This is a genomic window from Polynucleobacter sp. HIN8 (assembly GCF_030297615.1).
In the GTDB taxonomy this organism is placed as follows: domain Bacteria; phylum Pseudomonadota; class Gammaproteobacteria; order Burkholderiales; family Burkholderiaceae; genus Polynucleobacter.
On record NZ_AP028139.1, the window covers coordinates 350,016 to 368,164 of the forward strand.

The window sequence follows — 18,149 nt, forward strand, 5'->3', positions numbered from 1 at the left end:
GGATTCATCCTAGGGTGACGCCGATCCAGCAAAATCAGGGATTTTCCAAACCCGAACAACTAAATTGTACGATTGAGGGATGTCATCACACCAATTACTCTTGGTCGACGGCTCAAGTTACCTCTACCGAGCCTTCCACGCCATGCCCGACTTACGAAATAGCGCCGGAGAGCCTACGGGAGCAATCTACGGTATGGTCAATATGATGCGACGTGCTCGCTCTGAAATCGGCGCCGATCATATCGCTTGCGTGTTTGATGCCAAGGGTAAGACCTTTCGGGAGGATTTATACCCGGAGTACAAGGCCCATCGATCCCCCATGCCCGAGGATCTGGTTGCACAAATCGAGCCGATTCATGAGGTAGTCAAAGCACTCGGCTGGCCAATTCTTATGATCTCTGGCGTGGAAGCGGATGATGTGATTGGCACACTGGCCCGACAAGCCGCAGAGATGGGCTGGTCAACGGTGATTTCGACCGGTGATAAAGATCTTGCTCAGCTCGTCAATGACAAAGTGACTTTAGTGAACACCATGACCAATGAAAAATTGGATCGCCAGGGTGTGGTAGCTAAATTTGGTGTGCCGCCAGAGCGCATTGTGGATTACCTAGCGATTATTGGTGATAGCGTCGATAACGTTCCAGGGGTTCATAAAGCCGGACCCAAGACCGCAAATAAATGGTTGGCTGAGTATGGCGATTTGGATCAACTCATCACCCATGCGAGCGAGATTAAGGGGGTCGTTGGCGATAACTTACGTGCAAGCCTTGATTGGCTTCCGAAAGCTAGAGAGTTGCTCACCGTAAAACTGGATTGCGATCTCAATCCACACATTAGCTCATTGCATGATTTACACGCTAAACCCGAAGATCCCAGCCAACTAAGAGCACTCTTTGAGCGCTACGCATTTAAATCATGGCTTAAAGAATTAGATACCAATAGGGGTGCTCCTGCCCCAACTTCACAGAATGCATTGAATCATTCAGATGCCCCCGTCTCCCAAGAGACTCTTTCGCAGGAGCCTCAGGTACCATCTAAAAGCGAGGTTGGGCGTGACTACGTATGCGTTACAACACAAGCAGCGTTTTTCAAATGGCTCGAGGCGATTCAGCGCGCTCCATTAACCTGCATCGATACTGAGACTACAAGCTTGGATGCCTTACAAGCCGAGTTGGTTGGGATTTCGTTATCGGTTGAAGAGGGTAAAGCCTGTTACATCCCAGTTGCACACCGTACGGGCGAAGAGCAGTTGGAGCGTGATTGGGTGCTCGCGCAACTCAAGCCCTGGCTTGAAAATCCACTTGCGAAGAAATTGGGTCAAAACCTCAAATACGATATGCACGTGTTTGGTAATTATCAGATTCAGGTGCAAGGCGTTGAGCACGATACCTTGCTCGAGTCTTACGTATTGGAGTCGCACCTTAGTCACAGCATGGATAACTTAGCCCAGCGCCATTTGGGAGTTAAGACCATTCAATACGAAGAGGTTTGTGGCAAAGGGGTGCATCAAATTGGATTCGATCAGGTGGATCTCAAAACTGCGACCGAGTACGCCGCTGAAGATGCTGATATCACCCTGCGCCTTCATCACCATTTATGGCTGCAATTGGAGCGCATGCCCAGCTTGCGGTACGTGTATGAACAAATCGAAATGCCAGCCATGCGCGTTCTGGGCATCATGGAAAGCAATGGCATCACGATTGACCGTGAGAAGCTAGCCATTCAGGGGCAAGAGGTTGGCAAAAAACTCCTCGTCCTCGAAAAGGAGATCCATCAACTTGCGGGTCAGCCTTTTAATATCCAATCTCCCAAACAGATTGGTGAAATTTTATTTGGGCAATTGCAACTCCCCATCGTTAAGAAAACTCCTTCAGGGGCGCCATCGACCGATGAAGAGGTCTTACAAAAACTGGCCGAGGACTTTCCCTTACCAGCGCGGATTTTAGATTACCGTAGTTTGGCAAAACTGATGTCAACCTACATTGAGAAGTTACCGCGCATGATTAATCCCAAAACAGGGCGCGTGCATACCAATTACGCCCAAGCTGTTGCGGTCACGGGGCGCTTAGCGTCAAACGATCCTAATTTGCAAAATATTCCAGTCCGTACGGAAGAGGGTCGTCGGATTCGAGAGGCCTTTGTCCCTCAAGCGGGCTATCGGTTGGTCTCGGCCGATTACTCCCAAATTGAACTGCGCATCATGGCGCACATTGCTGAGGATGAAAACTTATTAGCTGCGTTCAAAGCCGGCAAGGATATTCATCAAGCAACTGCCGCCGAGATCTTTGCGATTCCACTGGAGCAAGTGAGTTCGGAGCAACGGCGCTATGCCAAAGTGATTAACTTTGGTCTCATCTATGGCATGAGCGCTTATGGATTGGCAGGTAATTTAAAGATTGAGCGCGCTGCTGCTCAGCAGTACATCGCAAAATATTTTGACCGTTACCCAGGGGTTGCCCAGTATATGGAACGAACTCGAGAAGAGGCTCGCTCCAATGGGTATGTAGAAACCGTATTTGGGCGACGTTTATGGTTACCGCATATCAAAGCCAATGGACCAAAACGGCAGGGCGCTGAGCGTGCAGCGATTAATGCGCCAATGCAAGGAACGGCGGCGGATCTTATTAAGTTGGCGATGGTAGCGGTGCAAAATTGGTTAGAACAGGAGCAACTCAAGACCCGTATGCTCTTGCAAGTGCATGATGAACTCGTCTTCGAAGCTCCCCCTGACGAGCTTGAGCATCTAAAATCATCCCTACCTCAACTCATGGGATCGATTGCCGAACTAAAGGTACCTCTAATCGTGAGTATCGGAGTTGGCGATAATTGGGAAGAAGCGCATTAGCGCATGCGTTGTTGAAATCAAATAAGGAGACAAGACGATGAGTAATGATCATATGCAAAATGATTTGGGTCGACGTGATTTCATGAAGACCTCATTAAAAGCCTCAACCGCAACGGTGACCGCCGGAGCCTTGGGCATTGGGTTTGTGGCTGCCTCGGAGCCGGTTTTGGCCCAAGCGATTAAAACCGACTTTACCGGTATTAAAGCAGGTGAGCAGGATATTCCAGTGGGCAGTTTTAATATGCCGGCTTATATTTCTCGCCCTGACAAAGCGAGCGGCTCATTGCCAATCATCATTGTCGTCAGTGAGATTTTTGGTGTGCATGAGTATATTGCTGACACCACTCGCCGTTTTGCAAAGTTGGGTTACTTGGCCATTGCCCCAGAGTTCTTTACTCGTGCAGGAGACCCCAATACCTTTGGAACCATTGCCGAGATTCAGAGCAATATTGTGGCAAAGACCCCCGATGTTCAAGTGTTGGCTGATCTCAAGGCGGCGATTGCTTGGGCAGGAAAAAATGGCGGTGATCTTAAAAAAGTGGGCGTCACTGGATTTTGTTGGGGTGGGCGTATTACGTGGCTCTCCGCAACTCTTCCAGAGGTGAAAGCAGGCGTGGCTTGGTATGGGCGTCTCGTGGGGGATAAAACCGCCAATAACCCCAGACAACCCGTTGAGATTGCAGCCGATCTCAAAGCGCCGGTATTGGGACTTTATGGCTCAGCCGATACGGGCATTCCTCTTGATACCGTGGAGCAGATGAAAGCAGCCCTCGCTAAAGCAAGCTCCAATCCTGCGGCTAAAGCAACGAAGTTCGAGATCTATCCGGATGCGCCACACGCCTTTCATGCGGACTATCGCAATACCTATCGCGAGGGTCCCGCAAAAGATGGATGGGCAAAATGCTTAGCTTGGTTTAAGCAGTACGGCGTTTCTTAAAAAACCGATTGAATCGAGTGGATTATCTGTGGGTTTGAGCACACTTCAAATGATTGTTTTGGTCACCGCAGGTGCAGGGCTTGCGAGTGTGCTCGCTGCCGCAAGTCTTTCCTTAACCCTGTTGGCCAAGATCGTAAACAATATGGTGAGCCTCTCTGTGGGTATTTTGTTGGCCACAGCCTTTTTGCATTCCCTGCCTGAGGCATTTGAGATTCCGGGAGCGCAAACTCACTATCTCTTTGCAACCCTTTTGGGGGGATTACTTGGGTTTTTTCTCCTCGAGAAAATTGCATTACTGCGTCACAGCCATCACCACGAAGGCGATGGGCATGACCATCATCACGGTCACGATAAGGAAGAGGCTGGTAGTAGTGGTTGGATGATTTTGGTGGGCGATAGCATTCATAACTTTGTGGATGGCGTATTGATTGCTGCCGCCTTTATGGTGGATGTGCAAATCGGTATCTTTACAGCCTTAGCCATCATTGCGCATGAGATCCCCCAAGAGATTGGAGACTTCATCGTGCTACTTAATGCGGGTTTTTCTCGGGCACGTGCACTGCTTTATAACGGGATTAGCGGTTTGATGGCAGTGGTCGGAGGCGTACTGGCGTATTATTTTCTAGAGCGAGCCACCCAAGTCATGCCCTATTTACTAGTGATTGCATCAAGCAGCTTTATTTACATTGCGGTGAGTGATTTAATTCCGCAGATGCATCGACGACCCCATTGGCAGGAGTCACTTCGTCAAATTGCATTAATTGCAATCGGAGTAGGGATTGTCGTTTTACTGACCGACCACAATCATTAATTCAAGTCTGTCAGTAGTAGCTAAATTTATCGCTCGATTGGACGGCTTGGATCCGAGCACCACTCGCTCCAACTGCCCACATGTAAGCGTGAGCCACTCAGACCCGCCGCTTCCATCGCCAACAAATTATGGCAAGCGCTGACCCCAGATCCACAGGAATGGATGATCGTTCCTGGTTTTTGCTGACCAATCAGTAGGACAAATTCTTTATAGAGTTGTTCTGCCGATTTAAATTTACCGGATACTAAATTCTCTTTAAAGCAGCGATTGGTTGCTCCAGGAATATGGCCGCCTACTGGATCCAAGGTCTCATTCTCACCACGAAAGCGATCGGGCGCGCGAGCATCAATAACCATTTTTCGAGCATCGGCTTTGACGTTTTGTTCCATCTCGTCAATCGTAACGACGCCCTGATAGGGATAAACCTCTGGCATCGTCGCCAAGGGAGAGGGTTCGCGACCGGCGTGACCAATACTGCCATTCCAGGCGTCTAAGCCACCATCGAGTACTTGAACCGAAGCATGGCCAATCGAGCGCAGCATCCACCACAAACGGCTTGCAAAGGTACCGCCATGGCTATCGTAGGCGACCACATGGGTGTGATTAGCAATTCCTAAACGCTGACGGGTTTTTGCCCACGCTTCAGGGCTCGGTAGTGGGTGACGACCATTCTTGCCCGTTTTTGGACCCGATAAATCTTTATCGACATTCACATAAATGGCACCAGTGATGTGCGCATTTTTGTACATTTCATAGCCGGTATTAGCGTTGGTGAGATCAAAGCGGCAATCACAGATCAATACATCACTACCTTCATTGATGAGCTCTTCCAATTGATTTGGGGTAATGATGGGATTCATATGGCCTCCTTGGTGAAGATCAATTAGTAGTTCATTTCACGACGATACCATTCGTGGAAGTGTTGCATACCATCTTCCATGGGGCTTTGATAGGGACCCACTTCGTTTTGGCCACGAGCAAGCAATGCCGCACGACCTGCATCCATTCGTTCGGCAATTTCATCATCCTCAATGCAGGTTTCCATGTACGCTGCTCGTTCAGCCTCAATAAACTCGCGCTCAAAAAGAGTAATTTCCTCGGGGTAGTAGAACTCGACAATATTTCGGGTCTTATTGGGGGCAATCGGATGCAGCGTTGAAATGCAGAGTACACCTGGATACCACTCGACCATCACATTGGGGTAGTAGGTCAGCCAGATCGCGCCATGTTTTGGCATCTGTCCTTGATGGTGCCGAAGGACAGCGTCGTGCCAAGCCCGGTAGGTTGGCGTGCCAGGCTTACTCAGTTCCTTGTGGATCCCCACGGTTTGAACGCTATGCCAATGACCAAATTCCCAGTGGAGATCATCGCAGGAAACAAATTTACCTAGTCCTGGATGAAAAGGGACTACATGATAGTCTTCAAGATAAACCTCGATAAAAGTTTTCCAGTTGTAGTTGCACTCGTGCACTTCAACATGGTCGAGCATATAGCCCGAGAAATCTAAATCGCGACCAACAGAAAGTTGCCCAAGGTCTGCTTGGACATCCCGAGGCCCTTCGAACAATAGACCCTGCCAGTTTTGCAAAGGCGACTTACCAAGATTTAAACAGGGCTTATCGCCAAAGTGTGGCGCACCCAATAATTGACCTTCGAGGTCATAGGTCCAGCGATGCAGTGGACAAACAATGGTATCGACTTTACCGCTGCCATTGAGCATCAAGGCTTGACGATGACGACAGACATTCGATAGCAGTTCAACACCGTTTGGGCCTTCATGATTGCGAACAAGGATGCGCCCCTCGTTTTCCGCAAGTAGGGTTCGATACGAACCCGTCTCGGGAATCATGAGTTCATGGCCCACATAGCCAGGTCCTTGCTGAAATAGCAATTGCAGCTCACGTCGAAATAAATCAACGTCAAAATATGCCGAAACCGGCAGTTGTAAATTGGACGGCGCAAGAAATTGCGCGGTAGCCAGATTAGTCATTCTCCCCACCCCCGAAAAGTCAGCCGAAGCTAAGCGGAATAACCAATCCAACCATCGACATGTCGATATTGGAAAGGAAGAGGGATTATACCCATGGGCAAATATTTTGGTAGAACTCTATATGCGAAGCCTTCGGTGGGTCATGTAGACCCCGGAAAAGGGTTAAGACCCAATTCAGTATTAAGATGACGAAATGGCCAGCAAGAAAACAACTTCGGTTTCACCCGAATCCACCATCGACCCTCAAATGCGCTATGAGGCTGCTTTAAAGGAGCTCGAATCCTTGGTGATGGCCATGGAGTCTGGCAAGCTATCCCTTGAAGAGACCCTGGCCGCCTATCAGCGCGGCGCTGCTCTGCTTAAACACTGTCAGGGTGTATTGGCTCAAGTCGAGCAGCAAGTCAAAGTGATTGAGAGTTAAGTCAATTAACTTTGCATTGATGAGTTCATTTTCATTCGAGGCGTGGTTGGCCACCCAATCTCAGCGAGCAGAAAGCGCGCTCCTTCAGTACCTCGATCCGGATACCGCAGTACCTCAACATTTGCATACCGCAATGCGCTATGCCGTTCTTGGTGGCGGCAAACGAATTCGACCCTTATTGGTATTTGCTGCGAGTGAGTTGGGATCGATTGATCGTGTGGATGCGTCGCTCGTCAATCGTGCCGCCTGTGCCATTGAGATGATTCACACCTATTCACTGGTGCACGATGATTTGCCATGCATGGACGATGATGATTTGCGACGTGGACGGCCTACAGTGCATAAAGCCTTCGATGAAGCGACCGCTTTATTGGTGGGGGATGCCCTGCAAACCCGTGCATTTGAGATCCTCTCTAATGTAATTGACGCCGACTCTTTAATCCGTCTTGCCCAACTGGAGATGATTCAATCATTAGCCCATGCCTCGGGGTCAAAAGGGATGGCCGGTGGTCAGGCGATTGATTTACAAAATGTGGGTAAGAAAATGGATTTACCCGCTTTGGAAGAAATGCACGCTATGAAAACTGGTGCTCTTCTCCTATGTGCCGTCCAGCTTGGCGGAATTGCGGCTCAATTACCTCCTGCCTCCATGGCTTCCCTATATACCTATGCAAGGGCTTTGGGCTTAGCATTCCAGGTGGTCGATGATATTTTGGATGCCACCGCCGATAGCGCAACGCTTGGGAAAACAGCAGGTAAAGATGCTGCTCAAGACAAGCCCACCTATGTGACCCTGAAGGGTTTAGACTATGCAAACGAACTAGCTAAAGAATTAAAGGGGAGAGCGTTAGACAGCCTCAATGAGTTTGGGCCACAGGCGGACGCCTTGCGCCATCTGGCTCATTTGGTTGTGGATCGCAAAAAATAGTATGTTGCACTCGATGAATGACCCGAGCGATTTACGCAAGTTAACGCGTGAAGAGTTACCAGCCCTAGCTGATGAGTTAAGGCAATACATAGTGGATTCCGTATCCAAAACGGGCGGCCACCTCTCATCTAATTTAGGAACAGTTGAGTTATCGATTGCACTTCACTATGTGTTTGATACACCGCATGATCGGATCGTGTGGGATGTGGGTCATCAAAGCTACCCGCATAAGATTTTGACCGGAAGGCGTGATCAGATGCACACCTTGCGACAGTTTGGTGGGCTCTCAGGATTTCCAAGACGCACTGAAAGTGAGTACGACACTTTCGGTACAGCGCATTCTTCCACGAGCATCTCCGCAGCGATGGGAATGGCGCGGGCTGCGCAAACCAAGGGCGAGGATCGCGTTGCAGTTGCCGTGATTGGCGATGGCGCCATGAGTGCCGGTATGGCGTTTGAAGCCATGAACAATGCCGGTGTCTACGAGAACATGCCGCTGGTTGTGATTTTGAATGACAACGACATGTCAATTTCACCTGCAGTTGGGGCGCTCAATCGTTATTTGGCACGCTTGCTAAGCGGTAATATTTATTCAGCAACTAAAAAAGGAATTGATTCGGTTTTGTCTTCGATGGCACCGCCATTACGCGAGTTCGCCAAGCGTCTTGAAGACCATGCTAAAGGCTTTGTATCGCCATCCACCATCTTTGAGGAGTTTGGTTTCACATACTTTGGCCCCATTGACGGGCATGATTTGGATACTTTAATTCCGATGATGCAAAACGTTCGCAGGCTAGCTAAAGAAGGTAACGGCCCCCAGTTCCTGCATGTGATTACTCGTAAAGGTCAGGGCTATATGCTCGCTGAAGCGGATCCCATTTTGTATCACGGTCCCGGTAAATTTAATCCTCAGGAAGGTATTAAAGCGAGCGGCGCCGGTAAAAAAACATTCACCCAGGTATTTGGTGAGTGGTTATGCGATATGGCGCAAGCCGATCCAAAATTAGTGGGTATTACTCCAGCAATGCGTGAAGGTTCTGGATTGGTGGAGTTTGAGAAACGTTTCCCAGATCGTTACTACGATGTAGGGATTGCTGAGCAGCATTCAGTTACGTTTGCGGCTGGTATGGCTTGTGAAGGAATGAAGCCGGTTGTTGCCATTTATTCCACCTTCTTACAGCGCGCCTATGATCAATTGATTCATGATGTGGCATTACAGGATTTACCTATCGTGTTCGCGATTGATCGTGCTGGATTAGTGGGTGCCGATGGTGCAACTCATGCAGGGGCATACGATATTGCATACTTGCGCTGCATTCCCAATATGTTGATCATGACCCCGGCCGACGAAGCAGAGTGCCGTGATTTGTTGACAACCGCCTATCATCAAAATCATCCCACAGCGGTTCGCTATCCTCGTGGTGCTGGAATCGGTAATCTGCCGTCTAAAGAGTTGCGTACCTTGCCACTCGGTCGTGGCGAGATTCGTCGAGAAGCCCAAACGACTGGCAAGCGCCTAGCCATTCTTGCATTTGGGACATTGCTGTATCCAGCGCTCGATGTTGCACAAAAGTTGGATGCAACGGTCATCAATATGCGTTTCGTGAAGCCCCTTGATATTGATTTAATTCAAAGCTTAGCTCGCAATCACGATTACTTTGTAACGGTTGAGGATGGTTGCGTTCAAGGCGGCGCAGGAAGTGCTTGCATGGAAGCCATGAATCTTTTGGGAATTGCCAAACCACTCTTGGCTTTGGGCTTGCCCGATTCTTTCATTGAGCACGGGGATTACAACCTTCTGATGGCGCAATGTGGGCTTGATGCCGCTGGAATGGAGGCCTCAATTCTTGGGCGTTTTCCAGATTTAGGCACTTCAGCACTGTCACTTAAGACCCCTTCTGATCAGGTCCCGGTCGGTAAGTAAAGCGCTTTTAAAACGCATTACTGAACCCGATGGATCGTTTTGAGCGAAAATAATGGTATGAATGATTTCAACACGAGCTTTCTCAATACCCAAGCACTACCCGACGTTCAAGGTAGCGACGATGCCCGGTCGCTAGCGATTGAGCGTGTTGGAATCCGTGGTATCAAGCACCCCATTCAAGTTCAAAGCGGTTTAGGTTCATTTCCAACGGTTGCTCGTTTTGAGATGGACGTGGCATTACCTGCGGATCAAAAGGGTACCCATATGTCGCGCTTTGTGCAGTTACTGCAAGATCAACAGGGCGCCTATGATGGGGCAGTCATCGTGGACATGGCTAAGAAAATGCTACCTTTGTTGCAGGCTAAGCAAGGCCGTATGCAAATGCAATACACCCACTTTGTGAAAAAAAGTGCCCCAATCTCCGCGGTTGAGAGTTGGATGGATTACGAAGTAACCTATTTAGCTGAAGTGAAAAAAAGTCTTGATCAAATTCTTGAGGTTGATCTTTATTTGAAAGCCACCGTTCCGGTAATGAGCTTATGCCCTTGCTCAAAAGAGATTTCGGAATATGGCGCCCACAATCAGCGCTCGCATGTAACGATTTTGGTAAAGCTCGATGCCGATGCCAATCTTGGTGTTGACGAGCTTGTCCGCATTGCAGAAACAGAAGCATCTAGCGAGTTGTGGGCAATCTTAAAACGTCCTGATGAAAAATGGGTCACTGAGCATGCCTATGAAAACCCGAAATTTGTGGAGGATCTGGTGCGGGATGTTGCTACTCGCCTAAAGCGCGATGAGCGAATCCTATCTTTAATGGTGGAAGCGGAAAACTTTGAGTCCATCCATAATCACAGTGCATTTGCCAGAATTAGTTTGCCGTAATAGTGAGAGCGCTGAGATCCCAGCGCGCCTTAATATCAAATGCTCCATTAGTACTTATTGAGCTTCCTTGTAAAAGTCGAAGTGCTCCTGCAAACGCAATCATCACACCGTTGTCAGTGCATAACTCGATTGGTGGATAGTGAACTTGACACCCTTGAGAAGTCGCCATGGCAGTGAGTTTTTTACGAAGCTGGGTATTCGCACCAACGCCCCCAGCAACCACCAAATCACGACATCCCATTTGCTCTAAAGCAGCCATGGCTTTATGACTTAGAACATCGGTCACCGCTTCGACAAATGCGTAAGCGAGATTGGCTCGAAACGAGACGTTAAAGGAGTCGCTACTTTGCGCTTTTTTGACTTGATGTAAGACCGCGGTCTTAAGCCCTGAAAATGAAAATTCCAAATCCTTAGAATGCAACATTGGTCTGGGCAAATCAAATCCAGCATTTTTTCCAGTTTCTGCTAATTTCGAGAGCGCGGCACCACCCGGATAATCGAGCCCTAATAATTTTGCAGTTTTATCAAACGCCTCACCGGCTGCATCATCAACCGTTTCGCCGAGAAGTTGGTAGTTGCCAATCCGATTAACGTACATGAGCTGCGTATGCCCACCCGATACCAAAAGGGCAAGAAAAGGAAAATCTGGCTTTTTTGAGGAGTCGTTTGCCAATAGCGGAGAAAGCAAATGGCCCTCTAAATGATGCACTCCAATTAACGGTTTTTGGATCGCTACTGCCAAGGCATTGGCAAAGGCGGATCCTACTAGCAAGGCACCAGCAAGACCAGGTCCTTGGGTATAGGCAATCCCATCCAAATCATCGACCGTGCAGCCGGATTCAATTAAGGTCTTGTTTAATAAAGGAATTAAGCGCCGAATGTGGTCACGAGAGGCTAGTTCTGGAACCACCCCACCGTAATCCTGATGCATCTCAATTTGGGAGTGCAATGCAGCCCCTAAGATGCCCTCATAGGCCGATTTTCCAGCCTCCCAGGGGCGAGTGTCGTAAACGGCAAGGCCAGTTTCGTCGCAGGAGGTCTCAATACCGAGGACTATCATTGAAGGCGGGGACGTGCTAGAATCAGTGTTTTAGTGAATTTTGATCATTTTCAAGCAATCAAAGAGTAAAAGCGAGTAAAAACAGCATGACCACAGTCCGCCTTCGCGAAAACGAACCATTTGAAGTGGCATTACGCCGCTTTAAGCGCACCATTGAGAAGAATGGTCTGTTGACCGATCTTCGTGCTCGTGAGTTCTACGAGAAACCCACAGCCGAGCGCAAGCGTAAAAAAGCAGCTGCTGCAAAACGCCACTACAAGCGGATTCGTAGCCAGATGTTGCCTAAAAAGCTTTACTAATTCATTCGGCTCTTGTGGCCATCTAAATTAATAATGTGCCTCGACAAGTCGAGGCATTTTTTTTGGGATTCATAAATCCCTATTTCAAACCAGGTGAAGTTCAATTCGCTTACCCAAAGCAGCCGCATATTTACGAAGCGTATTGAGGCTTGGGGAATGTTTTCCAGAGGCTAAAGCACTTTCTAGTCTTGCAATGGCTGGTGCTTGGGTTCCCATCCGTTTGGCAACCTGAGCTTGGGATAATCCAGCCGCTTTTCGTGCCGCAAGGATTTCATCCAAAATCGAAAGTTCTTCACGGTTTAGTCGATGAAGCTCAGCCTTTACAGCTGAATTCTTAAGCATCTTGTTGACCATTTGTTTGTGGGTCAGGACCTTCGTAGCTTTAGTCGTCATTTCTTAAACTCCTTCATGCGTTGCTTGGCAAGCTTTAATTCTTTATCTGGGGTCTTTTGAGTTTTCTTTATAAAGCTATGGAGCATGACAATTTGTTGTTTTACTATCAAGCAAAAGAAAACGCGTGCAATACCCTCTGCACCTTTAAGTCTTAATTCAAATAGCCCACCTCCAAATGCGTCGGTATGAGGTAGGCCTAAGTTTGGTCCATGCTCCATCATTCGGTCAGTTAAGCCGATAAATCGAGCTTGAAGCGTAACTGGTAAATTCATGATTTCTTCCTGTACCTCTTGACTGTAATAAACAATGGAATATCTCATCAATGAATGATAACAAATTTGTTAATATTAGACAAGAAATACAGTCGTTCTTTTCAGGATAGCTCTGGGGTTTTTCAATACGTGTAAGGTCTTTGGTAAAAAATACTTTTACCGTTATCAAAGCAATTCAGCTTATTACTAGTGCATTTATTAATCTCTTGGATAATGGATCCATTCCACTGATATTTGGAGAACTTGAATGACTCTTAAAGAGCAAATTACTGAAGACATGAAGTCAGCCATGCGTGCCAAAGAGGCCGAGCGCCTTGGTACCATTCGTTTATTGTTGGCCGCTATCAAACAGCGAGAAGTGGATGAGCGTATTACCGTGGATGATGTAGGCATCATCGCCATCATTGAAAAACTCATCAAGCAACGCAAAGATTCGATTGAGCAGTTTCAAAAAGCAGGGCGCACGGATTTAGTGGATCAAGAAAGTAAAGAACTGGCGATCTTGCAAGCCTATATGCCAGCGCAACTCTCGGCCGCTGAAGTGCAATCAGCCATTCAAAAGGTAATCGCAGATTTGGGAGCGAGCGGTCCTCAAGATATGGGTAAGGTGATTGGGGCGCTAAAAGCTCAGTTGGCTGGTAAGGCTGATATGGGAATGGTATCTGGATTGGTCAAAGCCGCTCTCGCCAAATAATGCTTTAATCCATGGCGCTCATTCCTCAATCCTTTATCTCCGATTTGCTCAATCGGGTCGATATTGTCGATGTCGTTGGAAAGCACGTCAAACTCAAAAAGGCAGGCGCTAATTATCAAGGCTTGTGCCCCTTTCATCAGGAGAAGTCACCATCATTTTCAGTATCCCCTACGAAGCAGTTTTATCACTGCTTTGGTTGTGGGGCGCATGGCTCGGCAATCGGCTTCATGATGGAGTATTCTGGCCAATCGTATGTTGATGCGATTGAAGATCTTGCCCGCTACGTAGGGCTCTCCGTTCCCCGTGAGGAACGAAATGTTCGTGATGTGATTGCTCAAAAGCAAGCCCTTGCCATTGGTGAAGTGATGACAATGGCCAGTGATTGGTACTCCCAACAATTAAAAGGATCGCAACGTGCTATTGACTATCTCAAGGGCCGTGGTTTGACTGGCGAGATTGCCAAGCGCTATGGCCTTGGTTATGCACCCGATGGCTGGCAGGGGCTCGAAGCGGTGTTTGATTCTTACGCTAAAGATGAAACCGCTAAGTTACTAATTGAGGCCGGCTTAATTATTCAGGGGGAGGGGGCAGATAGCCAGGGTAAGACCAAGCGCTATGACCGCTTTCGAGATCGGATTATGTTCCCCATTCGTAATCCCAAGGGACAGGTCATTGCGTTCGGTGGGCGCATCTTAGATCAAGGCGAGCCCAAGTATTTAAATTCTCCAGAGACCCCTTTGTTCTCTAAAGGAAATACCCTCTACGGTTTATTTGAGGGGCGTTTAGCGATTCGGGATCGTGAATTTGTGTTGGTGTGCGAGGGTTACATGGATGTGGTGGCCTTGGCCCAGCTGGGCTTTGCTAATGCCGTTGCGACCCTGGGAACCGCGTGTACACCATTTCATGTTCGGACATTATTGCGCCAAACCGATCGGATCGTATTCTCATTTGATGGTGATACAGCGGGTCAACGTGCCGCGCAGCGCGCATTAGAAGCATGTTTGCCAATCCTCTCCGACGATAAAGAAATTCGTTTTTTATTCTTACCGAGTGAGCATGATCCAGATAGCTACATTCGGCAGTATGGATCAGCGGCTTTTGAACAAGCGATTAACCAAGCGATGCCTTTATCGGGATTCTTTTTCAAGCTCGCTAGTGATGGCAATGATCTAGCAACTCCTGAGGGTCGAGCAAAAACCCATCACGTTGCAAAACCCTGGTTGCAATCGATGCCAGCCATTGCTTTGCGCTCTCAACTGCTGCGAGAACTTGCCAATCGCACCGTATCGAGTGTGAGCGAGCTGGAGCAATTTTGTGCGCTGACGCCAGCGACTAAAGCACCGGCCCCTAACACTCAAGCCCAAACAAAACTGCAGGCTATCAGACCGGCAATGACAAAACCCATCACCCCTCGATCGGCAAAGCAATCCCGTCCGAACGTTGAGCCACCCAAGCCAACTGATTTATCGGAACACATCATGCGTTTGTTGATTCAGTTTCCGATTCTGGGAAAAGAAATGACTTTGGAGCAGCGTCAACTGGCGCTTGAAATTGCTAAAAAACGATCGGATAAGGCCCATGACCTAATGGGCGATCTAATTCACCAATGCGACGTTTTAGAGCTTGGAGAAGAAAATCAAAATTCCTCCTTTGCCGTTTTTCAGGATCAGTTGGCTACCAGTCCATTGGCTGATTTGTACCAAATCCTAAGGCAGCGGATCTTAGGTTCTGAGATTGAGTTTATTGGAGCAAAAGAAGATTTAATCGGGGTTTTAAGTAAGTTAGAACTTGCTAATCTCAAAGCCGAAATGACTGAAATTACGGAAAAAATGACCCAAGGCACAGCAAATCCCGAGGATTTAGAACGGTATCGGCAAATTAGTCAGCGTTTGAGTAAACGGTAGGAAATTTAAACAATTGATGGCATAAAACGATATTTTTTATGCTTTTGTAGGCCTTGCTTGACTCAATCGAGTATAATACGCATTTCCAGAAAAAACTATTTGAATCAGCCACTTACCTCCTTGGCCTGAGAACCTTTGGATGATCGATACGGGTAAATGAACCAGATCGTCAGGACATACGGCTTAAGTAAGTAATCACTAACTTATTAGATTGATCGATTGCAAAGATACCCATGAAAAAACCAGTTACCAAAGCTGCTCCTAAAAAATTAGCAAAACCTATTACGAAGGCAAAAGCTGCAATTAAAAAGGCAAAGCCTGTTGCGGCTGTTAAGAAGGCCGTAAAAGTTGCTGCAAAGAAGCCCACGAAGGCACCAGTAAAAAAAGTTAGCAAATCATCTAAAGCGCCAGCAAAAAAAGCGGTCTCCAAGGTTGTGAAGCCAATTGCAAAGAATGCAAAGGCTAATGCTAAATCGGTAAAACCAGTCCCTAAATTAACCGCCAAGGAATTGGCAAAAAAGGCAGCTGAAGAAAAGGCATTAAAGAAGGCACAAGAAAAAGCAGCCAAAGAACAAGCGAAGGCGGAGGCAAAAGCTGCCAAATTAAAAGCAAAAGAAGCAGCTGTTGAGCTCGATGAAAATGGGCAGCCGATCAAAAAAACGCGTGGTCGAAAACCCAAGGCCGAAGTAGTTACTGAGCCAGGCGTGGACAACCGAACTGATCGGCAGAAGGCGCGCGATCGCAAAGCAAAAGAAAAGGCGCTTCTAAAAGAGTTTGCTGCGCAACAATTAGGTAGTGAGGAGCAGCAAGAATTACGCCGCTCGCGCTTGAAGACCCTCATTAAGATGGGTAAATCCAAAGGGTATTTAACCCATGGCGAGATGAACGATGTGATGTCCGATGAGTTATCCGAGGTAGATGCCCTAGAAACTCTGATCGGTCTTCTCAATGACATTGGCATTACTGTTTACGAGCAAGCGCCAGACGCAGAAACCCTTTTGCTCAATGAGCATGGACCCACTGCAACCTCTGAGGAGGAGGCTGAGGAAGAGGCCGAAGCTGCTCTCTCAACGGTTGACTCCGAATTTGGACGAACCACCGACCCTGTACGCATGTACATGCGTGAGATGGGTACCGTTGATTTGTTGACCCGTGAGGGCGAAATCGTCATTGCCAAAAAGATTGAAGCTGGCCTTAAGGACATGGTGATGGCTTTGTCTGCTTGCCCAGTAACAATCTCAGAGATCCTAGCTAATGTAGACAAGATCGTTTCAGGTGAAATGGAAATCGATCAGTTTGTTGATGGCTTAGTTGATCCAAATGCCGAAGATATCCCGATGGCTGCTGATGAGCCCGAGGATCTCGAGCTCATGGAAGAGGGCGAGGAGGGGGATGATGAGGAAGGTGGCGGCGGTGGTGCAAGTACTGCAAGTGCCAAACAACTCGAGGAGTTAAAGCAACGTTCTCTTGAAAAGTTTGCGGTGATTCGGGCTCAGTTTGACAAGATGCGTCGTGCTCATGATCGCGATGGGTATAACTCACCCGGTTATTTAAAGGCCCAAGATGCGATTCGCAATGAGTTGCTTGGATTTCGTTTAACGGCGAAGAGTGTTGAAAAACTCTGCGATACCATGCGTGCGCAAGTGGATGAAGTATGGAAGCTTGAGCGCGGCATTGTGAGCATTCTGGTTGATAAGATCGGAATCCCACGCGCTGAAGTTCTGCAAGCATTTCCAAAAATGGCCATGAACTTGCGTTGGACCGCAAATCTTCTTAAGGACCCAAAACCCTACAGCGCCCTCTTAGAGCGTAATGTTCCCGCAATTCAAGAGCTGCAACAGAAATTGATCGATATTCAAACCAAGGTGGTCTTGCCGCTCAATGAGCTCAAAGAAGTCAACAAGCAAATGATTGCTGGCGAGAAGCGGGCGCGTGAAGCAAAGCGTGAGATGACCGTTGCAAACTTGCGCTTGGTGATCTCAATTGCTAAGAAGTACACCAACCGCGGCTTACAGTTCTTGGATCTGATTCAAGAGGGCAACATCGGCCTCATGAAAGCAGTGGATAAATTTGAGTATCGTCGCGGTTATAAGTTCTCAACCTATGCAACATGGTGGATTCGTCAAGCGATCACGCGCTCGATTGCGGATCAAGCTAGAACGATCCGTATCCCGGTTCATATGATCGAAACCATCAATAAGATGAATCGTATTAGCCGTCAAATTTTGCAAGAAACAGGGCATGAGCCTGACGCAGCAACCTTGGCTCAGAAGATGGAGATACCAGAAGATAAGATTCGTAAGATCATGAAGATTGCGAAAGAGCCAATCTCAATGGAAACCCCAATTGGCGATGATGAAGATTCGCATCTGGGTGACTTCATTGAAGACTCCAATACCCTAGCTCCAGCCGAGGCTGCATTGCATGACTCGATGCGCGATGTAGTGAAGGATGTTCTTGACTCTTTAACACCACGCGAGGCAAAGGTATTGCGGATGCGTTTTGGTGTTGAGATGAGCACCGATCACACTCTCGAGGAAGTTGGTAAACAGTTTGATGTGACCCGTGAGCGGATCCGTCAAATTGAGGCTAAGGCATTACGGAAAATGCGTCATCCCAGCCGCAGTGATAAGCTGAAGACTTTCCTCGAAGAAGATTAATCAAGTCTTAGGGGCCCATAGCTCAGTTGGTTAGAGCAGAGGACTCATAATGGACTTAACCATGAGGTCTAGCAGTAAAGACCTCAATGATTTCAAGCGGTTAGTGGTGATAAAGGTGGTTTAAATTCA

General features: G+C 47.9%; 16 protein-coding genes. 11 read left to right on the forward strand and 5 right to left on the reverse strand.

Annotated elements, in window-relative coordinates:
- Positions 1-79: 79 nt before the first annotated feature.
- From polA to QUE65_RS01865, 3 genes are read left to right on the forward strand one after another with little or no spacing between them, the layout of a single operon-like run.
- Positions 80-2,845 (forward strand): DNA polymerase I, encoded by a 2,766-nt coding sequence (gene polA / locus QUE65_RS01855; protein ID WP_286281506.1) that lies wholly within the window; start codon positions 80-82, stop codon positions 2,843-2,845.
- Between the two features lie 37 nt (positions 2,846-2,882).
- The gene (locus QUE65_RS01860) at positions 2,883-3,782 is read left to right on the forward strand and encodes a dienelactone hydrolase family protein (protein ID WP_458574761.1); all 900 of its coding nucleotides are present in this window, start codon (positions 2,883-2,885) and stop codon (positions 3,780-3,782) included.
- 49 nt (positions 3,783-3,831) lie between these two features.
- Positions 3,832-4,593: a ZIP family metal transporter gene (locus QUE65_RS01865; protein ID WP_286282392.1), complete on the forward strand. Its 762-nt coding sequence runs from the start codon at positions 3,832-3,834 to the stop codon at positions 4,591-4,593.
- Between the two features lie 26 nt (positions 4,594-4,619).
- Here QUE65_RS01865 and QUE65_RS01870 read toward each other — a convergent pair whose 3' ends face one another.
- Both QUE65_RS01870 and QUE65_RS01875 read right to left on the reverse strand, forming a co-directional pair.
- Positions 4,620-5,453: a sulfurtransferase gene (locus QUE65_RS01870; RefSeq protein ID WP_286281507.1), complete on the reverse strand. Its 834-nt coding sequence runs from the start codon at positions 5,451-5,453 to the stop codon at positions 4,620-4,622.
- 23 nt (positions 5,454-5,476) lie between these two features.
- On the reverse strand, positions 5,477-6,583 hold the full coding sequence (locus tag QUE65_RS01875; protein ID WP_286281508.1) for an aromatic ring-hydroxylating oxygenase subunit alpha: 1,107 nt from the start codon (positions 6,581-6,583) through the stop codon (positions 5,477-5,479).
- A gap of 193 nt (positions 6,584-6,776) precedes the next feature.
- On the opposite strand from QUE65_RS01875, the gene xseB reads away from it, so the two are divergent.
- From xseB to folE2, 4 genes are read left to right on the forward strand one after another with little or no spacing between them, the layout of a single operon-like run.
- Positions 6,777-7,004 (forward strand): exodeoxyribonuclease VII small subunit, encoded by a 228-nt coding sequence (gene xseB, locus QUE65_RS01880; protein ID WP_215371510.1) that lies wholly within the window; start codon positions 6,777-6,779, stop codon positions 7,002-7,004.
- Between the two features lie 19 nt (positions 7,005-7,023).
- Positions 7,024-7,932 (forward strand): polyprenyl synthetase family protein, encoded by a 909-nt coding sequence (locus QUE65_RS01885; RefSeq protein ID WP_286281509.1) that lies wholly within the window; start codon positions 7,024-7,026, stop codon positions 7,930-7,932.
- 13 nt (positions 7,933-7,945) lie between these two features.
- Complete coding sequence (dxs, locus tag QUE65_RS01890; RefSeq protein WP_458574762.1) at positions 7,946-9,856, forward strand: 1-deoxy-D-xylulose-5-phosphate synthase; 1,911 nt, start codon at positions 7,946-7,948, stop codon at positions 9,854-9,856.
- Positions 9,857-9,913: 57 nt separating this feature from the next.
- Positions 9,914-10,738: a GTP cyclohydrolase FolE2 gene (gene folE2, locus QUE65_RS01895; protein WP_286281512.1), complete on the forward strand. Its 825-nt coding sequence runs from the start codon at positions 9,914-9,916 to the stop codon at positions 10,736-10,738.
- On the opposite strand, the gene tsaD is transcribed toward folE2, so the two are convergent.
- Positions 10,725-11,798 (reverse strand): tRNA (adenosine(37)-N6)-threonylcarbamoyltransferase complex transferase subunit TsaD, encoded by a 1,074-nt coding sequence (gene tsaD, locus QUE65_RS01900; RefSeq protein WP_286281514.1) that lies wholly within the window; start codon positions 11,796-11,798, stop codon positions 10,725-10,727. The two genes, folE2 and tsaD, sit on opposite strands and share 14 nt — an antisense overlap.
- An 86-nt stretch (positions 11,799-11,884) precedes the next feature.
- Between tsaD and rpsU the strand changes: the two genes are divergently transcribed.
- On the forward strand, positions 11,885-12,097 hold the full coding sequence (rpsU, locus tag QUE65_RS01905; protein WP_011903537.1) for a 30S ribosomal protein S21: 213 nt from the start codon (positions 11,885-11,887) through the stop codon (positions 12,095-12,097).
- Positions 12,098-12,181: 84 nt separating this feature from the next.
- Here rpsU and QUE65_RS01910 read toward each other — a convergent pair whose 3' ends face one another.
- Positions 12,182-12,490, reverse strand: coding sequence for a helix-turn-helix domain-containing protein (locus QUE65_RS01910; RefSeq protein ID WP_286281515.1), 309 nt, complete (start codon positions 12,488-12,490; stop codon positions 12,182-12,184).
- Complete coding sequence (locus QUE65_RS01915) at positions 12,487-12,810, reverse strand: type II toxin-antitoxin system RelE/ParE family toxin (RefSeq protein ID WP_286281517.1); 324 nt, start codon at positions 12,808-12,810, stop codon at positions 12,487-12,489. Before QUE65_RS01915 ends, QUE65_RS01910 begins: the two co-directional genes overlap by 4 nt.
- Positions 12,811-13,009: 199 nt before the next feature.
- Between QUE65_RS01915 and QUE65_RS01920 the strand changes: the two genes are divergently transcribed.
- From QUE65_RS01920 to rpoD, 3 genes are all read left to right on the forward strand, one after another.
- Positions 13,010-13,456 carry a GatB/YqeY domain-containing protein gene (locus QUE65_RS01920; RefSeq protein ID WP_286281518.1) on the forward strand — a complete coding sequence of 149 codons (447 nt, stop codon included), beginning with the start codon at positions 13,010-13,012 and terminating at the stop codon, positions 13,454-13,456.
- An 11-nt stretch (positions 13,457-13,467) separates the two neighbouring features.
- Positions 13,468-15,360, forward strand: coding sequence for a DNA primase (gene dnaG, locus QUE65_RS01925; protein WP_286281520.1), 1,893 nt, complete (start codon positions 13,468-13,470; stop codon positions 15,358-15,360).
- Between the two features lie 233 nt (positions 15,361-15,593).
- Complete coding sequence (gene rpoD / locus QUE65_RS01930) at positions 15,594-18,020, forward strand: RNA polymerase sigma factor RpoD (protein ID WP_286281522.1); 2,427 nt, start codon at positions 15,594-15,596, stop codon at positions 18,018-18,020.
- Positions 18,021-18,149: the final 129 nt, after the last annotated feature.